Source organism: Balneolaceae bacterium, assembly GCA_034521445.1.
Taxonomy (GTDB): Bacteria; Bacteroidota; Rhodothermia; order Balneolales; family Balneolaceae; genus JAXHMM01.
The window spans coordinates 340,053-357,010 of sequence record JAXHMM010000006.1 but is presented as its reverse complement, the minus strand read 5'-3'; the positions used below and the strand labels follow the sequence as shown (position 1 = coordinate 357,010).

At 62.7% G+C, this 16,958-nt stretch carries 13 protein-coding genes; 11 read left to right on the top strand and 2 right to left on the bottom strand.

Features of this window, described 5'->3' with window-relative positions:
* Positions 1-392: 392 nt before the first annotated feature.
* A complete protein-coding gene (locus U5K31_08830) occupies positions 393-1,160 on the bottom strand; it encodes an ROK family protein (GenBank protein MDZ7772827.1) in 768 nt (255 codons plus the stop codon).
* A 3-nt stretch (positions 1,161-1,163) separates the two neighbouring features.
* On the bottom strand, positions 1,164-4,580 hold the full coding sequence (secA, locus tag U5K31_08825; GenBank protein ID MDZ7772826.1) for a preprotein translocase subunit SecA: 3,417 nt from the start codon (positions 4,578-4,580) through the stop codon (positions 1,164-1,166).
* Between the two features lie 230 nt (positions 4,581-4,810).
* On the opposite strand from secA, the gene rpmH reads away from it, so the two are divergent.
* The 11 genes from rpmH (at position 4,811) to U5K31_08770 (ending at position 16,951) form a co-directional block, all read left to right on the top strand.
* Complete coding sequence (gene rpmH / locus U5K31_08820; protein ID MDZ7772825.1) at positions 4,811-4,966, top strand: 50S ribosomal protein L34; 156 nt, start codon at positions 4,811-4,813, stop codon at positions 4,964-4,966.
* Positions 4,947-5,381: a ribonuclease P protein component gene (locus U5K31_08815; protein ID MDZ7772824.1), complete on the top strand. Its 435-nt coding sequence runs from the start codon at positions 4,947-4,949 to the stop codon at positions 5,379-5,381. The genes rpmH and U5K31_08815 overlap by 20 nt, the downstream gene beginning before the upstream one ends.
* Positions 5,378-5,674, top strand: a complete 297-nt coding sequence (gene yidD / locus U5K31_08810) for a membrane protein insertion efficiency factor YidD (protein ID MDZ7772823.1) — start codon at positions 5,378-5,380, stop codon at positions 5,672-5,674. Before U5K31_08815 ends, yidD begins: the two co-directional genes overlap by 4 nt.
* A gap of 11 nt (positions 5,675-5,685) precedes the next feature.
* A complete protein-coding gene (gene yidC / locus U5K31_08805; protein ID MDZ7772822.1) occupies positions 5,686-7,536 on the top strand; it encodes a membrane protein insertase YidC in 1,851 nt (616 codons plus the stop codon).
* Complete coding sequence (locus U5K31_08800; GenBank protein MDZ7772821.1) at positions 7,529-8,479, top strand: type I restriction enzyme HsdR N-terminal domain-containing protein; 951 nt, start codon at positions 7,529-7,531, stop codon at positions 8,477-8,479. Before yidC ends, U5K31_08800 begins: the two co-directional genes overlap by 8 nt.
* Positions 8,480-8,575: 96 nt before the next feature.
* Complete coding sequence (locus U5K31_08795) at positions 8,576-9,907, top strand: aminopeptidase P family protein (protein ID MDZ7772820.1); 1,332 nt, start codon at positions 8,576-8,578, stop codon at positions 9,905-9,907.
* A gap of 46 nt (positions 9,908-9,953) precedes the next feature.
* Positions 9,954-12,053 carry a prolyl oligopeptidase family serine peptidase gene (locus tag U5K31_08790; GenBank protein MDZ7772819.1) on the top strand — a complete coding sequence of 700 codons (2,100 nt, stop codon included), beginning with the start codon at positions 9,954-9,956 and terminating at the stop codon, positions 12,051-12,053.
* Positions 12,054-12,153: 100 nt separating this feature from the next.
* Positions 12,154-14,040: a DNA polymerase III subunit gamma/tau gene (gene dnaX, locus U5K31_08785; GenBank protein ID MDZ7772818.1), complete on the top strand. Its 1,887-nt coding sequence runs from the start codon at positions 12,154-12,156 to the stop codon at positions 14,038-14,040.
* Between the two features lie 22 nt (positions 14,041-14,062).
* Positions 14,063-14,407: a YbaB/EbfC family nucleoid-associated protein gene (locus tag U5K31_08780; GenBank protein MDZ7772817.1), complete on the top strand. Its 345-nt coding sequence runs from the start codon at positions 14,063-14,065 to the stop codon at positions 14,405-14,407.
* Positions 14,407-15,015 (top strand): recombination mediator RecR, encoded by a 609-nt coding sequence (gene recR, locus U5K31_08775; GenBank protein ID MDZ7772816.1) that lies wholly within the window; start codon positions 14,407-14,409, stop codon positions 15,013-15,015. The genes U5K31_08780 and recR overlap by 1 nt, the downstream gene beginning before the upstream one ends.
* Positions 15,016-15,049: 34 nt before the next feature.
* Positions 15,050-16,951 (top strand): M1 family metallopeptidase, encoded by a 1,902-nt coding sequence (locus U5K31_08770; protein ID MDZ7772815.1) that lies wholly within the window; start codon positions 15,050-15,052, stop codon positions 16,949-16,951.
* The last annotated feature ends 7 nt before the right edge of the window (positions 16,952-16,958 follow it).

Sequence of the window (16,958 nt, the reverse complement as noted above, 5' to 3'; positions counted from 1 at the left end):
ATATGTACCTCTCTTCTCTGGATAAAAAGGGCAAGTCCAGGCCTAATATCCGCTCCTTGAAACTGAAGGGTAAGTTGGATGGCCAGGATCTCCGATCTTTAGCCCATGAATAGGATTTGTGGAGGAGGACACATAACACGGCCTTCCTCGATTCTTCCACAAAACCTGCTTTAAAGTAAGATATCCCATACGATCGGACTATCCCCCTCTCGTCCATTTTCCCTGGTTTAGATTTGTGATTTTTTCACAAATTCAGAATGCTCATATGCCCGTAACAGCTTTCAAATGCATCTGACAAAGGAAGGACTTGTGAAAATTTCACAAAAATAAAGGTGTGAAAAATCGGCCTGTGGGGTGCATCACGCCGCCACGCCGCCAGCAACCCAACCCACTCAGTGAAAAAAGGTGTCCTTCCGGCGGCTCTTGCGGTCGGCCGCCACCATGGCCGCGCCCACAATACTCGCGTCGTTCTGGAAGCTGGCCGCCTTGAAGCTGGTGTTGATCTTGATATAGGGCAGGGTCTTTTCGGTCTTCCGGCTCAGCTGTCCCCCGAGAATAAAAAGGTCGGGATGGAATAGCTTCTCGTAGGTCTCCAGCACCTTCTGCAGGCGCTTGGCCCAGCGTTTCTTGCCGATGCCCTCCTCCTTCCGCGCGCGGTTGGAGGCGAGCTCCTCCACGGTCTGCCCGTCGATGCTAATGCGTCCCAGCTCGGAATTGGGCACCAGCGTGCCGTCCATAAACAACGAGGAGCCGATTCCGGTGCCCACCGTCAGCACAATCACCATGCCGTTGTGGTTGCGTCCCGCTCCGAAGTGCATTTCGGCCAGGCCGGTGGCGTCGGTGTCGTTGATCACATGCACCTCGTTGTCGGTGATCTCCGAAAAGAGCTGTCGGGCGTCCACGTCCATCCAGGAATCGTCTACGCGCTTGGTGTCGAGCACGATGCCGTGGCTGATGGGAGCGGGAAAGGCGCAGCCCACGGGACCGTCCCACTGGAAATGCTTGCGGACCACCTTGTGCATGAGCGAGAGGAGCTGTTTGGGGGAGGTGTCCTCCAGGCGGTCGGTACTGTAGCGATCCGACAGGATCTCGCCCTGTTCGGTATCCACGATGCAGCCTTTCACCCCGTAGCTGCCGATGTCAATGCCCAGTACTTCCATGAACTATTTTTCGATGAGGATCCAGCCCTGGTCTTCGATCATGCGCTCGGCCTTCTTCCACTTGATATCGATAACCTTTCCGCTGTCCATATTCTGGATCTTCACGTAGTCGTTGCGGCCGGGCTCGTCCTCCACGGTCACCGGCTGCGGCTTGCGGTCGCTGCGGCGCTGTTGTTGAGGGTCGCCGTTCTGCGCCTGACCGCCCTGACCGGCCTGCTGATTGAAGCCCATGTTGGTGGAGTCGGCCTGTTCGGTCTTCGCCTTGTTCATATCCACCTTCGCCTTCTGCTGGCGGGCCTGCTGCAGGCGCTGCTGGTCGGCCTGCATTTCGGGGATGGCCTTCCAGATGAGGGAGATGGCCTCCTGGTTGATCTCGTCCAGCAGGTTCTTGAACATGTCGAAGGCCTCCCGCTTGTACTCCAGCAGGGGGTCTTTCTGGCCGAAAGAGCGCAGGCCGATGCCCTGCTTGACCGAGTCGAGCTCGCGCAGGTGCTCCATCCACTTGTCGTCGATGGTTGACAGCACGGCGGTGCGCTCCAGGGCGCGGGCCACCTCGTGGCCCTCGTTCTCCAGGGCGTCCTCCACGTCCACCACCACGCGCATGCGGCGGATGCCGTCGGTAAAGATCACCTGCACCTTGGTGGGCTTGTTCTCGGATTCGGACTCGTCAATGTTCTTGATCACCCGGTAGAGGGGCTCGGCAATCATCTCCTCCTTCTTGCGATAGACCTCGAAGGCGCGGTCGATGATGTGGTCGATAAGCCCGTCCTCGCCCAGCTGGCTCATCTGCTCCTTGTCGAGCTCGATGTCCACGGCCAGGAAGCGCAGGGTCTCGTCGCGCAGCTTGTCGAACTCCCCGTTGGGATAGTGCTGCTCCACCACGCGCTCCACCAGGTCGACCAGCATGTCGTAGAGGTCGCCGCGGAGCTGATCGCCCGACAGGGCGTGCTTGCGACGGGCGTAGATGACCTCCCGCTGATTGTTGAGCACGTCGTCGTACTCAAGCTGCTTCTTGCGGATGCTGAAGTTGTTCTGCTCCACCTTGCTCTGGGCGCGCTCCAGGGACTTGGTGATCCAGGAGTGGGTGATCACCTCGCCCTCCTCGAAATTGAGCTTGTCCATCACGCTGGCCACCCGGTCCGAGCCGAAAAGCTGCATCAGGTCGTCCTCCAGGGAGACGTAGAACTGCGACTCGCCGGGGTCGCCCTGACGACCGGCACGACCGCGCAGCTGAAGGTCAATGCGCCGCGATTCGTGGCGCTCGGTGCCCAGGATGGCCAGGCCTCCCTTTTCGCGCACGCCGGGCGCCAGTTTAATGTCGGTACCGCGGCCCGCCATGTTGGTGGCCACGGTCACGGCGCCGGGCTGTCCGGCCTGCGCCACGATATCGCTCTCGCGGGCGTGCTGCTTGGCGTTGAGCACGTTGTGGGGAATGCTCTCGCGCTTGAGCATGCGGCTGATGGTCTCCGAGACGTCCACCGAGGTGGTGCCCACCAGCACGGGCTGACCCGATTCATGATACTCGCGGATCCTCTCGACGGCGGCGTTGTACTTCTCGCGCTTGGTGCGGAAGACCAGGTCCTCCTTGTCGTCGCGGATCACCGGCTCGTTGGTGGGGATGATCAGCACGTCCAGGTCGTAAATCTCCTTGAACTCGCCCTCCTCCGTGGCCGCGGTACCCGTCATCCCCGCCAGCTTGTGGTACATGCGAAAGTAGTTCTGCAGGGTGATGGTGGCGTAGGTCTGCGTGGAGGCCTCCACCTCCACCTCCTCCTTGGCCTCGATGGCCTGGTGGAGGCCGTCGGAGTAGCGCCGGCCCGACAGCACGCGGCCGGTGTGCTCGTCCACGATCTGCACCTTGCCCTCCTGCACGATGTATTCCTCCTCGCGTTCGAAGAGGGTGTAGGCTTTAAGCAGCTGGTTGATGGTGTGAATGCGATCGCTGCGTTCGGCGAAGAGACGGCGCAGCTCGCCGAAGCGGCGCTCCCGCTCCTGGGCCATCTCCTGCTCGACCTCCTTGACCTTCTTCTCCTTGTAGTCCTCGCTGAAATCCTCCTTGGCCTCGATCTCGGCGATCTTCTCGCGCTTCTTCTCGTCGATCTCCTCGTCGATGTCGGTGGTCTCGGTGCCCAGGTCGGGAATGATGAAGAAGTCCTCGTCCTCGTCCGCCTTGGTGAGGAAGTCGCGGCCCTTCTCGGTCATCTCGATGCTGTTCATCTTCATGTCGACCGCGTAGTAAAGCTCCTCGTCGACCTCGGGCAGGCGGCGGGCGTTGTCCTGCAGGTAGAAGGCCTCGGTGCGCTGCACCATCTTCTGGTTGGCCGGGATCTGCATCATCTTGCGGTACTGCTTGTTCTTCGGGAAGCCCCGCTGGGCGCGGTATAGGGCCAGACCGGCGGCCTCCTCGTTGCCCTCGTCCAGCTCCTTCTGGGCCTCCCTGACCAGGCTGGCCACCAGTTTCTTCTGGGCGGTGACCAGCGACTGCACCCGCGGCTTGAGCTCCTCGTACTTGGCCGACTGGGAGTCCTCGGGCACGGGGCCGGAGATGATCAGCGGGGTCCGCGCCTCGTCGATGAGGATGGAGTCGATCTCATCGACGATGCAGAAGTGGTGGTCGCGCTGCACCAGCTGCTCGGAGCTGATGACCATGTTGTCGCGCAGGTAGTCGAAGCCGAACTCGTTGTTGGTGCCGTAGGTGATGTCGGCGCGGTAGGCCCGGCGGCGCTGCTCGGTATTGGGCTGGTAGCGGTCGATGCAGTCCACCTCCATCCCGTGAAATTCAAAAAGGGGCTTGTTCCACTCGGCGTCACGCTTGGCCAGGTAGTCGTTCACGGTGACGATGTGCACGCCGCGCCCGGCCAGGGCGTTCAGGTAGGCGGGGAAGAGGGCGGCCAGGGTCTTGCCCTCCCCGGTTTTCATCTCGGCGATGTTGCCCTGGTGCATGGCCACCCCGCCAAGAAGCTGCACGTCGTAGGGCACCATGTCCCACTCCTGCATGGATCCGCCCACCTCCCACTTTTTGCCGACGAAGTGGCGACAGGTCTCCTTCATCACGGCAAAGGCGCGCGGCAGCAGCTCCTCGAGCACCTCCTCGGTGCGGTCCAGCCACTGCTGCTCCAGGGTTTCAAGGCTCTCGGCCATCTCGCGGTGCTCGTCCACCGTGAGCTCCTCCTCGTTGTTGTTGATGCGAGCCCTGAGGGACTCGATCTCCTCTTCGATTTCCCGGGTGGCCTCCTGTAGGCGCTCGCGGAAGGCATCAGTCTCCTCCTTGAGCTCCTCCTCGCTTTTGCCTTGCATCTCTTCGTCAAAGGACTTGATCTCCTCCACCACGGGCCAGAGCTTCTTGACGTCCCGTTCGCTTTTGGAGCCGAAGAGGGTGGTGAGCAGATCCCCAACGGTATCGGTAAAGTTTTCAAACATGGAGCTTCGCCTCGCGTGTGGTGCGACTTGTCATGGTGAGTAATTATTAAAGTTACAGCTTAGGCACTGCCTGTTCAAATTAATGTGCGGGTGCGTGAACCCCTGCAGACGGGCCAACCCGCCCTGCACGCTTCTAACCCGCAAATGAGGGTTCTTATTGTCCCAGATAATTTTTAAATTGGGGGTCTGATCAAAAACGGAAGCAGCGAAAGAAAGAGTCCTCAGTAACCATGAAACGTACCTACCAACCCAGCAGCCGCAAGCGCAAGAACAAGCACGGTTTCCGCAAGCGCAACAGCAGCAAGAACGGCAAGAATGTACTCAAAAGCCGCCGGAAGAAAGGCCGTCATCGCCTGACCATCAGTGATGAGAAAGGACCGAAGTAGGACATCTTCGGCCGACGAGCCTGACCGCAGCCTCCCCAGAAACCGCATCCTGAGGGGCCGCAAGGCGTTCCAGAACCTCTTTTCCCGCAACGCCAGTCACTTGCGCGGGACCTATGCCGACCTTCGCTACCACACCCGCCCCTCGGACAATCCGGAGTACAAAATGGCGTTTATCGTACCCCGGAGAATGGGGAAGGCTGTCAGGCGCAACCAGTGCCGCCGGCGCCTCAAGGAGGCCTTCCGGCATCACCAGACCCACCTTTCCGAAACCGTAGACACCCAACAGATCACCTTCCAAGGAGCCCTCATGGCCACTTCCATCGATGCCGGATACCATGAACTGGAAGGGGACGTGCGCTCGCTCCTGGAGCAGGCGCGGGAACGACTGACCGCCGCTTCCGGACCTCGTCTATGAAATACCTGCTCATCGGCATCATCCGGGCCTACCAGCTTGTCATTTCGCCGTGGTTCCCCGGCTCCTGCCGGTACCACCCCACCTGCAGCTCCTACGCCCTGGAGGCGGTGCGCCGTCACGGCGCCATCAAGGGCGGCTGGCTTGGACTCAAGCGCATTGCGCGCTGCCACCCCTGGAGCGCCGGGGGACACGACCCCGTTCCGGACGGCCCGGCCGCGCCTTCCAAAACCGCGGCGTCTTTCCCGACGCAGCCGGCTGAGAGCCCCGATTCCCACCCCAACCGCCAACCCTAACGACCGTAATCTTGGACCGCAACACCGTAACAGGACTTATTCTCATTTTCATCGTGATGGTCGCCTGGGCCTACGTCTCCATGCCCAGCGAGGAGGAGCTGCGCCAGCAGCAGGCCCAACAGATGCGGCAGGACAGTATCGCCGCGGCGCAGGCGCAACAGGACTCGGCCATGGCGGCCGCCGACCCCGACACCGGGGAGGCCGGCGGGGGAGAACAGGGGCAGGGAGAGACCGCAGGACAGCAGCAGGCCGGGGGACAGCAGGCGGGCGGCCAGCGGCTGGGACCCGATCAGGATGAGCCCCGGGAGATGGGCATCTTCAGCGATGCCAGCGCCGCGGTGGGCGACACCACGGAGATTCACATTGAATCGCCCCTCTACCGCGCCACCTTCACCAACCTGGGCGCCGGTCCGCGCTCCCTCACCCTGCTGGGCGACAACAGCCAGACCTGGGACCACCAGCAGATCCAGATGATCCGCGACACCACCCATTCGGCCTACTCGGCCGGCTTCCTGACCACGGGCAACTACAACGTGGAGACCCAGCATCTGCTGTTCGAGCAGGTCACCCCAGGCGACACCCTGGTGCTGGAGGAGGGCGAGGAGCAGACCCTCACCTATGCCCTGGATCTATCCGACGGGCGGCGGGTGGAATTCGTCTACACGTTACGGGGTGGCACCCACGAAATGGACCTGGATGTGCGATTCGAAGGACTCTCCCAGAACATCGTGGGGGGAACGGTGGACTTTGGCTGGACGTCTCCGCTGGCGCCCACCGAGCGCAGCATCAGCCAGGAGAGTGTCTACTTCTCGGCCTACACCTACGCCGGGGAGGAGCTGACTCAGCTGCTGCTGAGCGAGGCCGGGAGCCGGGAGCAGACCATCAACGGCAACATCGACTGGGTGGCCACCCGCACCAAGTTTTTTACGCAGATCATCAAACCGCAGTCGCCCACCGACGGCGCCCTGATGATCGGGGAGGTAACCGGCGTGCCCGACGCGCCCTCCACCCGCCACAACTACCAGTCCTACGTCACCATCGACCTCCCGCAGGAGTTCACCGCGCAGTTCCAGCTCTATGCGGGACCCATGTCCTATTACGCCCTCAGCAGCTTCGACGACCAGGCTTACGACATGGTGGACGTGGGCTACTCGTGGATCCGCTGGTTCTCTGATCCGCTGGTGCGCTACGTGATTGTCCCCTACTTCTATGCCATAGACGACTACATGAGCATCGGGCTGGCCATCGTGCTCTTCGGCGTGCTGGTCAAGGTGGTCCTCTTTCCGCTGACCATGAAAAGCTACCGCAGCATGGCCGCCATGAAGGAACTTCAGCCCAAAATGAAGGAGATCCAGGAGAAGTATAAGGACAAGCCGCAGAAGCAGCAGGAGGCCACCATGAAGCTCTACAAGGAGGCCGGGGTGAATCCCCTCGGAGGCTGCCTGCCCAACCTGCTGCAGCTGCCCATCCTGCTGACCCTCTGGCGATTCTTCCAGAACTCCATCATCATCCGACAGGAGGAGTTCCTCTGGGCCACCGACCTGTCGGCCCCCGACTACATCCTCAGCCTGCCCCTCAGCATTCCCTTCCTGGGTGACCAGCTGGCGGGCTTCGTGCTGCTGATGACCGTCGCCATGTTCTTCCAGAGCAAGGTGATGGGAGGCATGGGCGAGATGGGAGGCGGGGGCGCCATGGGCGGACAGATGGCGGCTCTCAAGTACATTTTCCCGGTGATGCTGCTGTTCGTTTTCAACAACTTCGCCGCGGGACTCAGCCTCTACTACCTGGTCTACAACGTCATGTCCATCGGACAGCAGCTGATCATCAACCGTCAGCTTGACGCCGAAAAAGCCAATGCCTAGCGTCTGCAGCGGACAATACCCCCGCCGCCTCCGCCGCGACGGGGAATTCCTGCTCTGGAATCCCGTCACCCGCACAGCCCTTCGCAACCGCCCCGAGGAACGGGTGCGCCTCAGGCTGATCGACTATCTCACCTCCGCGGGCTGGCCCCGCACGCGCATCTCCACCGAGGAGGGGCACCGCAGCTTCACCGAAGAGCGTCTTCGCACCGACATCGTCTGCTACGGGGAGGACTTCAAGCCGGCTCTGCTGGTGGAGTGCAAGTCCGGCTCCGTAGGCCTCGGGGAGCGCGCCGCCCGGCAGGCCGCGCGCTACAACGAGGAAGTGGGAGCGCGCTGGCTGCTGCTCAGCAACGGGCGGGAGGACCACTGGTACGAGACCGGGGCTGGCGACGAGACCGGCGCGGGCCAGCCCTCCCCCCGGCGCCTGGAGGGACCCCCGCCCCTGCCCGAACTCGCCGGGGGAAATCCCCCGCCCCGCGACTTCGCCTGGTGGCGCGAACGCGGTTTCCTGGGCGGGGAGACTCCGGCCGAGCTGCACGACCCGCTGGTACGCCTGCTCAACGCCTACTGGTCGCCCCCGGGCTGCCCGGTACGCTACCTCGGCCTTCCCGGCGGCCCCGCCCCCTTTCCGGTCGACCAGTACTATCTTTTCCGGCAGGCCGAAGATCATCGCGCGGCCCTGGCCCCCCTGCCCGGCCCGGGGGGTGAAACCGTGCTGGCGGGCGTGCTCAACCGCGACGGGGAGAACGTGGCCCTGGCCCTCTGGCATCCGGCCCTGACCGGGAAGGGCGGCGCCCGCCTGGTCCGTATTTACGACCGGCAGGGTCTGCGCGAGACGGAGGCCGGAGGGCGCCTGCGCCTGCAGGAACCGGCGGACGACGGGGAAGACGACCTCCCCGCCCGATGGGCGCGCGAGCTGGAGGAGCTGCTCGAGGGGGGGTAGACGGCCCCGGCCGTCCAGATAAGTCTTTACTTTCCTTCGGAGCTTTGTTATATCTCATCCAAAGCCGGAAACCGCACCAACCTGCACCCCCGTACCATGAACCACCTACACCGCGACAAACTCTTCTCCCTGCTGGACGAGGAGTCCAACGCCATCGTCTATATGAAGGGCGGCGAGTTGATGTACCGCTACGAAACCGACTACGAGTTCCCCTTCCGACAGGAGTCCAATTTCTGGTACCTCACCGGCGTCAACGAACCCGACTATCACCTGGTGCTCGACCTCTCGAAACAGGAGTACCATCTGATCGGCCCCAACCGCGACGCGCAGTACGCCGTCTGGCACGGCCGCGTGAAGAGCAAGGAGCAGATGCGGGAGGCGTACCGTCCCGACCACATGCACTACGACTCTGAACTTCCGGCCCTGCTGAAGGAGCTCGATCCCGACACCATCTACTGCCTGGATGAAGTGCAGGCGGAGTTCATCGAGGAGTTCGACCGCCAGGCGGCCATCGACCTGGAAACGCTGGAGGACGCCATCACCCACTGCAGGGTCTTCAAGACCGACTGGGAGGTGGATCAGCTCCGTGAGGCCGGACGCGTCAACAACCTGGCCCATCGCGAGGTGCTGGGCGCCCTGAAGCCCGGCCTCTACGAATACGAGCTCAAGGCGGTTTTTGAGGCCTGCCAGATCCGCAACGGCCTGCAGCTGGACGCCTACAACGGCATCTACGCCTCGGGCGACAACAGCGCCATCCTGCACTACGTGGAGAACAACCGGCAGATCGAGGAGGGCGACCTTTTCCTCATCGACGCCGGATTTGAGTACCGTGGCTACGCCTCGGACATCACGCGTACCTACCCCGCCAACGGACGCTTCACAAAGACCCAGGCGGCGGTTTACGAGGCGGTGCTGCAGGCCCAGAAGGGCGTCATCGACGGCGTGGAGACCGGCGCCAAGATGGAGGACCTCCACTTTCTGGCCGCCCGCATCATGATGGAGGGTCTCAAGGAGGCGGGCTTTGTCAACGGCGACATCGAAGAGCTCATGCAGAACGACATCTTTGCCCTCTTTTTCCCCCACGGACTGGGACACTTCCTCGGGCTGGACACCCACGACGTGGGCGGCTATCCCAAGGGCGTGGACCGCATCGAGCGCCCGGGCGTGAAGTACCTGCGCACCCGCCGCACCCTGCAGCCCGGCATGGCGCTGACCATCGAGCCCGGCCTCTACTTCATCCCGGCCCTGCTGGGTCCGGCATTGGAGGACGAATCCACCGCCCCGTACCTCAACCGATCCAAGCTGGAGCAGATGTACGGTTTCGGGGGGGTGCGCATCGAGGACAACCTGGTCATCACCGAGGAGGGCTTTGAAAACCTGACCGACGTACCCAAGGAGCGCGCCGACATTGAGTCCGCCATGAACTGAGCCGGCCTTCCCGCCTCCCAATCCCAACGACATCGCATATCACGCCATGAACAACTATACCTGCACCCTCCTGCTGGCCCTGATGCTGGCCCCCCTCGCTGCAAGCGGGCAGTCGGGACTGGACACTCTCGACCTGCGCGACATCTTCTACGAACCCCTGCTGGCCGGCCACCGGCCGGATATGGCCGCTTTTTCCCCGGACGGGGAGTGGGTCTACTACACGGCCAACGACTCGGCCATGAGCGACAACGAACTCTTCCGCGTGCGCCTGAACGGCAGCGGCGGGGAGCCGGCGCCCGGCGACCTGGAGCGCGGCTACCAGCTCTCCCCGCAGGGCGACCGCCTGCTCTACGGCAGCCGGGGCGACATCTGGCTGGCTGATCTCGACTTCGGCAACGCCCGGCGACTGGTGGAGTCGTCCGCGCCGGAGTACGGCGCCGCCTGGAGCCCCGACGGCGAACGTATCGCCTATGTGCAGGGCGGGGATATCTGGGTGATGAACGTGAACGAGCCCGGTCTGAAACAGGCCGCCGCCCGCAGCGGCGATCAGCCGGGCTACGGCCTGGCTTCCTGGGTGGGCAGCAGCCGGCTGGTGCTGAACCAGTACATGACCGACGACTATCGCGAATACTTCTTCCCGGAGTATGTGGGACACTACGTAGAGCCCGGCTCCACCCGCCGCGGGGTGGCCACCCAGGTCATTTCGGTGGCTGACCTCGACTCGGGCGGCGTGACGGAGCTGGCGCGCCACAAGGGCTACGTCAGCACCAGCGCCAGCGCCGACGGACGCTACCTGGCGGTGGAAACCATCGACCCGCCCATGAAGCAGCGCACCATCACCATGCACGACCTGCAGGAGGGCGACAGCATGGTGGTTTTTGAGGAATCCACCGAAGGCTGGCTCTACGGCACCCGTATGGAGTTTGCGCCGGAGGGCGGAAACCGCCTGATGATCCAGTCGGAGCGTGACGGATGGAACCATATCTACACCATACTGCCCGACGGCTCCGACATGACGCAGCACACCCGCGGAGCATTCGACATTCCCTGGGCGGAGTGGACCGGCCCCGAATCGATGGTTTTCGCCTCCACGGAGGTGGACCCGGGCGAGCGGCACATTTATACGCTGGACCTGGAGGGCGACCGCATCGAGCAGGTGACCGAAATGGAAGGCTACCGGCAGTCCTTCGACCTGAGCCACGACCGACGTCACGTGGTCTACCAGTACACCTTCTTCAACGAGCCCTTTGAGCTCTACGCCGTGGATCTGCAGCGGCCCGGGCGTGAGACCCGCCTTACACAGACGATTCCCGAGCGTTTCCGCGCTATCGACTGGCAGCGTGAGGACTACCTGCGTTTCACCGGGCGTGACGGGGAGACCGAAATCTCCATGTCGGTGCTGGAGCCCCACAACATGCAGCCCGGCCAGAAGTACCCCGTGGTGGTCTTCGTCCACGGCGCCGGCTCCCTGCAGAACGTCTACAAGGGATGGTCCAACAGCTACTACCGCGAGTACATGTTTCACCAGATGCTGAACGCCAACGGCTATTACGTCATGGAGGTGGACTACCGCCACAGCACGGGTTACGGGCGGGCGTTCCGGGAGGACGTTACGGGCTGGATGGGACGCTATGAGACCCACGACATTGTGGACGGCATCGAGCACCTGGCCGCCGGCTACGCCCAGGCCGACACCTCGCGCGTGGGCGTCTACGGGGGAAGCTACGGGGGCTTCATGGCCCTCTACGCCGCCAGCGTGGAGCCGGAATACTTCGACGCGGCCGCCGCCCTGCGCGCTGTCACCAACTGGGAGAACTACTACCACACCAACCCCGGGTACACCTGGCCGCGGCTGGGCACGCCGGAGGCCGACTCGGCCAACTACGCCCGCAGCTCGCCCGTCACATACGCCGAAGAGCTGGAGCGGCCGGTACTCATCCTACACGGGTTGATTGACAACAACGTGGGATTCCAGGACGCCGCCCAGTACATCGAGGAGCTGGTGCAGGCGGGCGGCAAGGAGTTCGAGATGATGATGTACCCCTCCGAGCGCCACAGCTTTCAGGACCCCGACGCCTGGCACGACGAGTACTACCGCATCTGGCAGTTCTTCGAGGAGCACCTGAAGGGGGCGAAGGGTTACTGAGGACCGCCCCGCGGTACCCATTTTTCCACGATATTGGCCTTCACATTTTGTACCTTATCCTATTCAAGGAACATGGCTTAAGGCTCAAGGCGAGCAACGGATGTCAGACAATTACCGCGCACTAACCCGCACCTACCGGCCCCACACGTTTGACGAGATCGTGTCGCAGAAGCACGTCAGCGACACCCTCCGCAACGCCATCAAAAAGAACCGCCTGGCGCACGCCTACATGTTCAGCGGCCCCCGGGGCGTGGGCAAGACCACCATGGCCCGCGTGCTCGCCCGCGCCGTCAACGACATCGACGCCGAGGTAGACGGGGAGTCTCTCAATCAGACCCTCAACGTGGTGGAGATCGACGCCGCCTCCAACAACGGGGTGGACGACATCCGCGACCTGCGCGAGAAGGTGCGCATCCCTCCCCAGAACGGGCGCTACAAGATCTACATCATCGACGAGGTGCACATGCTCAGCAAGGCCGCCTTCAACGCCCTGCTGAAAACCCTCGAGGAGCCGCCCGACCACGTAATTTTCATCTTCGCCACCACCGAGCCCCACAAGGTGCTCCCCACCATCCTCTCGCGGGTGCAGCGCTTCGATTTCAAGCGCCTGAGCATCGAGGAGATCGTGGACCATCTTGACAAGGTGGCCTCGGAAGAGGGGATCCGCATCGACCGCGAGTCCCTCCACGTGATCGCCAAGAAGGCCGACGGGGCCCTGCGCGACGCCCTGGGCCTGCTCGACCAGGCCATCGCCTTCTGCGGAAGCGATATCCGCCATGAGGAACTGCTGCGCGCGCTCAATGTGGTGAGCACCGACCGGATGTTCCAGTTTATGGAAGCCGTGGAGCAGCACGATGCGGGCGGGGGACTGGAGCTGGTCAACGAGCTGCTGCAGGAGGGCTACGACATACAGGAGTACCTGATCGGGCTCACCGAACACCTGCGCAACCTCTACGTAGCCAGGAACTCCGCCAAGATGCACCTGGTGGAGGCCTCCGAAGAGATGAAAAAACGCTACCGGGGGGCGGCAGATGCCTTCAGCGAGGACGATCTGATGCGCATGCTGCATATCGTCAGCGAAGCGCAGTACAAGATCAGGGAAGCCCACCAGCCCAAGATACAGTTTGAGATTACCCTGCTGAAGCTCATCCATATGGAGCGCACGCAGAACCTGAACGCCCTGCTGGGCGAGCTGGAGGCTTTAAAAAAAAAGCTGAGTGAACAGCCGGACGCCCCGGCCGGGTCCGACGATTCCGACGGCAGCGAGGCCGATCGCGACGCCACCGGCAACGATGGACAGGACAACGACGGGAGCGAGGAACCCTCCGACGAGACGCCCGAAACCGGAGAGGAAAAGACCGCAGACGCCCCGAAACCGGAGAGGCCGGCCGGCGCCAACGGCCGCCAGGCTTCCGCGGAGGTAGCCGTAGCCGATTCAGAGCCGGCGGAGACCTCCGAAGAGGAAGAAGAGAATGTGATGGGCAAACCTTCCCTGGGGAGCGGCAGAAACCGCTCAGGCGGCAAGGGCATCGCCTCCGGCACACCGGCCGGGCAGGCCTCCGGCGGTCCGCAGCGCAACGGCAGCTCCGTCCCGAAGCGCGCGCCCAAGGATATCAGCATGGAGGATGTGCACGCATGCTGGCCCGACTACCTGGAGGACATCGGGGAGCACCTGCCGAAAACCCTTCACCTGCAGATGCAGCGCGTGGAGCCGGTGGAGCTAAAAAACCGCGATCTGGTGCTGCGCTGCAGCGACGACTTCGCCAGGCAGATGGTGGACGAGAACAGCCGTCCCCTGGGCAAGATTCTCCAGCAGTACCTGGGGGCCTTCCTGAGTTTGAAATGCCGGGTACAGCGCACCGAAAAGGAGCAGGAGGAGTCGGAATCGCCCTACGAGCGCTTTAAGAAATTGCAGGAACGCGATCCGGCCATCAAAACCCTGGTCGAACTATTCGGAGCCGAACTCGATTATAATTTAAATCCGTGACCCAATCCAAAGCAAGCGTATTATGAACAAGAATATGGCAGACATGTTCGGAAAGTTTTCCGAACTGCAGGAGAAAGTTGAACAGGCCAAGCAGCAGCTGGCCGAACTGGAAGTGGAAGCCGAGGCCGGCGGGGGCATGGTGAAGGTGCGCGCCAACGGACAGCGCAAGATCCTGAGCGTGACCCTCGACCCCGACGTCATCGATCCCGACGACGCCGAAATGATGGAGGACCTGGTGGTCGCCGGGGTCAACAAGGCCCTCGAGAAAGCCGAGGAGGCCGCCCAGGAGAAAATGCAGAACACCTACAAGGACATGATGCCCGGCGGCGGCATCCCCGGCATGGACATGAGCAAGCTGGGGATGTAATGCAGGGTACCTCCGAAATCCTGGAACAGGCCATCGAGCAGCTGGCCAAACTGCCGGGGACCGGCCGAAAATCGGCGCGACGCATCGCCCTCCACCTGCTCAAGCAGGACGAGGACAGCGTGGTCAGGCTGGCCGAATCCCTCATCAGTCTCAAGCGCTCCATCACCCGCTGCGAATCCTGCGGGGTGATCAGCGACCACGACCCCTGCTCCATCTGCTCCAATCCCAAGAGGGCCAACGGACTCATCTGCGTGGTAGAGGAGTCGCAGGACGTCTACCTCATCGAAAAGACCGGCGAGTTCCGCGGACGCTACCACGTGCTCGGCGGGGTCATCTCCCCCCTGGACAACATCGGCCCGGACGACGTGCGCATACGCGAGCTCATGCAGCGCATCAACGAGGAGGGGGAAACGGTGGAGGAGATCATCCTCGCCCTCAACCCCGACTCCGAGGGGGAGGCCACCAGCTACTATCTGAACAAGCTACTGCGGCCCCACGAGGATATTCGGGTCACCCGCATCGCCTACGGCATTCCCATGGGCTCCGAGCTGGAATTCATTGACGAGGCCACCCTCTCGCGGGCCTTTGCCAGCCGCAGTTCCTTCTGAAACCCTTCAATAGCAAACCAGACACCCCATTCCCATGCATCCGAAGTTTCTCATACTTACGATTCTCAGCCTCACCCTCGCCGGCACCGCCTGGAGCCAGGGCACCGACTACTGGCAGCAGCGGGCCGAATACCGGATGGACATCACGGTGGACGCCGAGAACCACCAATACGACGGCCACCAGGTGCTCACCTACACCAACAACTCCCCGGACACCCTCCGGCGAGTCTTCTACCACCTTTACTTCAACGCCTTCCAGCCGGGCAGCATGATGGACGTGCGCTCGCGCACCATCGAGGACCCTGACAGCCGGGTGGGAGACCGCATTGTTGGACTGTCGGAGGAGGAGATAGGCTACCAGCGCATCGGCAGCCTCACCCAGGACGGCGAGGCGGTGGAGTGGACCGTGGAGGGCACCGTCATGGAGGTCACCCTGGACGAACCCATTCTTCCGGGCCAAAGCACCACCTTCGAGATGGAGTGGCAGGCCCAAGTGCCGCTGCAGATCCGCCGCTCCGGCCGCGACAACGCCGAGGGTGTGGAGTTTTCCATGAGCCAGTGGTATCCCAAGCTCAGCGAATACGACGAGGACGGCTGGCATCCCAATCCCTACGTGGCGCGTGAGTTCTACGGGGTATGGGGCGATTTCGAAGTGAACATCACCATCGATGCCGACTACGTGATGGGCGCCAGCGGACAGCTGCAGAATCCCGATGAGATCGGCCACGGTTACCAGGAGGAGGGCGTGGAGGTCTCCCACGGGGAGGATGAGATGATCACCTGGCGCTGGCGCGCCGAGCAGGTGCACGACTTCATGTGGGGCGCCGATCCCGATTTTACCCATACCACCGCGCAGGTGCCGGGAGGACCCCTGCTGCACTTCCTCTACCAGACCGACCCGGTGACCGAGAACGACGACCCCGAAGAGCAGCAGCAGTACCTGCAGAACTGGCGCCAGCTGCCCTCCCACACCGTCAGGGCCTTCCAATTCATGAGCGAAAACTTCGGGCAGTATCCGTGGGAAACCTTCTCGGTGATCCAGGGCGGCGACGGCGGCATGGAGTACCCCATGGGCACGCTGATTACCGGGGGACGCTCCCTGGGAAGCCTCGTCGGGGTGACCGTGCATGAGTTCATCCATATGTGGTACTACGGGGTGCTGGCCACCAACGAGAGCCGCTACCCCTGGATAGACGAGGGCTTCACCACCTACGCCTCCGCTCTCACCATGGGCCACCTCTTCGGGGACGGACAAGACCCGAACCCGCACTCCGGCGCCTACAACACCTACTTCGGCATCGTGGAGTCCTCTGACCAGGAGGCCCTGGATACCCACGCCGACCACTACCACACCAACCGGGCCTATGGCGCCGCTTCCTACTCCACGGGGGCCGTCTTCCTGAACCAGCTGCGCTACATCGTAGGCAACGAGGTCTTCGACCGCGGCATGAAGCGCTACTTCCATGCCTGGAAGTTTAAGCATCCCGACGGACGCGATTTCTTGCGGGTGATGGAGCGCGAGTCGGGCATGGTGCTCGACTGGTACTACCAGCACTTCATCGAGTCCACGCGCCATATTGACTACGGCATAACCGGCGTGGTGGGCGAGGGAGGCGAAACTTTCGTCACCCTCAAACGCCACGAGCTCACCCCCATGCCGCAGGAGGTGCTGGTCACCTACGCCGACGGCAGCCGCGAGCTCTTCTACATCCCGCTGCGCATCATGCGCGGGGAGAAGGCCGCCGAGACCGACGTGCCGCGCACGGTGCTGGAGGACTGGCCGTGGACCAACCCCACCTACACGCTGCGCATCGACCGGCCCGCCTCGCAGATCGACTCGGTGGAGCTCGATCCCACCAACCGGGTGGCCGACATAGACCGCAGCAACGACACCCTCGACATGAGCTCCTACACCATGCAGAATTCCGACAACTGACCGCACA

Excerpts from the sequence above, each read along its gene's own strand:
- U5K31_08815 (MDZ7772824.1), top strand. The coding sequence starts at position 4,947 with ATGAGAAAGGACCGAAGTAGGACATCTTCGGCCGACGAGCCTGACCGC.
- rpmH (MDZ7772825.1), top strand. The coding sequence starts at position 4,811 with ATGAAACGTACCTACCAACCCAGCAGCCGCAAGCGCAAGAACAAGCAC.
- U5K31_08800 (MDZ7772821.1), top strand. The coding sequence starts at position 7,529 with ATGCCTAGCGTCTGCAGCGGACAATACCCCCGCCGCCTCCGCCGCGAC.
- U5K31_08780 (MDZ7772817.1), top strand. The coding sequence starts at position 14,063 with ATGAACAAGAATATGGCAGACATGTTCGGAAAGTTTTCCGAACTGCAG.
- recR (MDZ7772816.1), top strand. The coding sequence starts at position 14,407 with ATGCAGGGTACCTCCGAAATCCTGGAACAGGCCATCGAGCAGCTGGCC.
- U5K31_08795 (MDZ7772820.1), top strand. The coding sequence starts at position 8,576 with ATGAACCACCTACACCGCGACAAACTCTTCTCCCTGCTGGACGAGGAG.
- yidD (MDZ7772823.1), top strand. The coding sequence starts at position 5,378 with ATGAAATACCTGCTCATCGGCATCATCCGGGCCTACCAGCTTGTCATT.
- dnaX (MDZ7772818.1), top strand. The coding sequence starts at position 12,154 with ATGTCAGACAATTACCGCGCACTAACCCGCACCTACCGGCCCCACACG.
- U5K31_08770 (MDZ7772815.1), top strand. The coding sequence starts at position 15,050 with ATGCATCCGAAGTTTCTCATACTTACGATTCTCAGCCTCACCCTCGCC.
- U5K31_08830 (MDZ7772827.1), bottom strand. The coding sequence starts at position 1,160 with ATGGAAGTACTGGGCATTGACATCGGCAGCTACGGGGTGAAAGGCTGC.
- U5K31_08790 (MDZ7772819.1), top strand. The coding sequence starts at position 9,954 with ATGAACAACTATACCTGCACCCTCCTGCTGGCCCTGATGCTGGCCCCC.
- secA (MDZ7772826.1), bottom strand. The coding sequence starts at position 4,580 with ATGTTTGAAAACTTTACCGATACCGTTGGGGATCTGCTCACCACCCTC.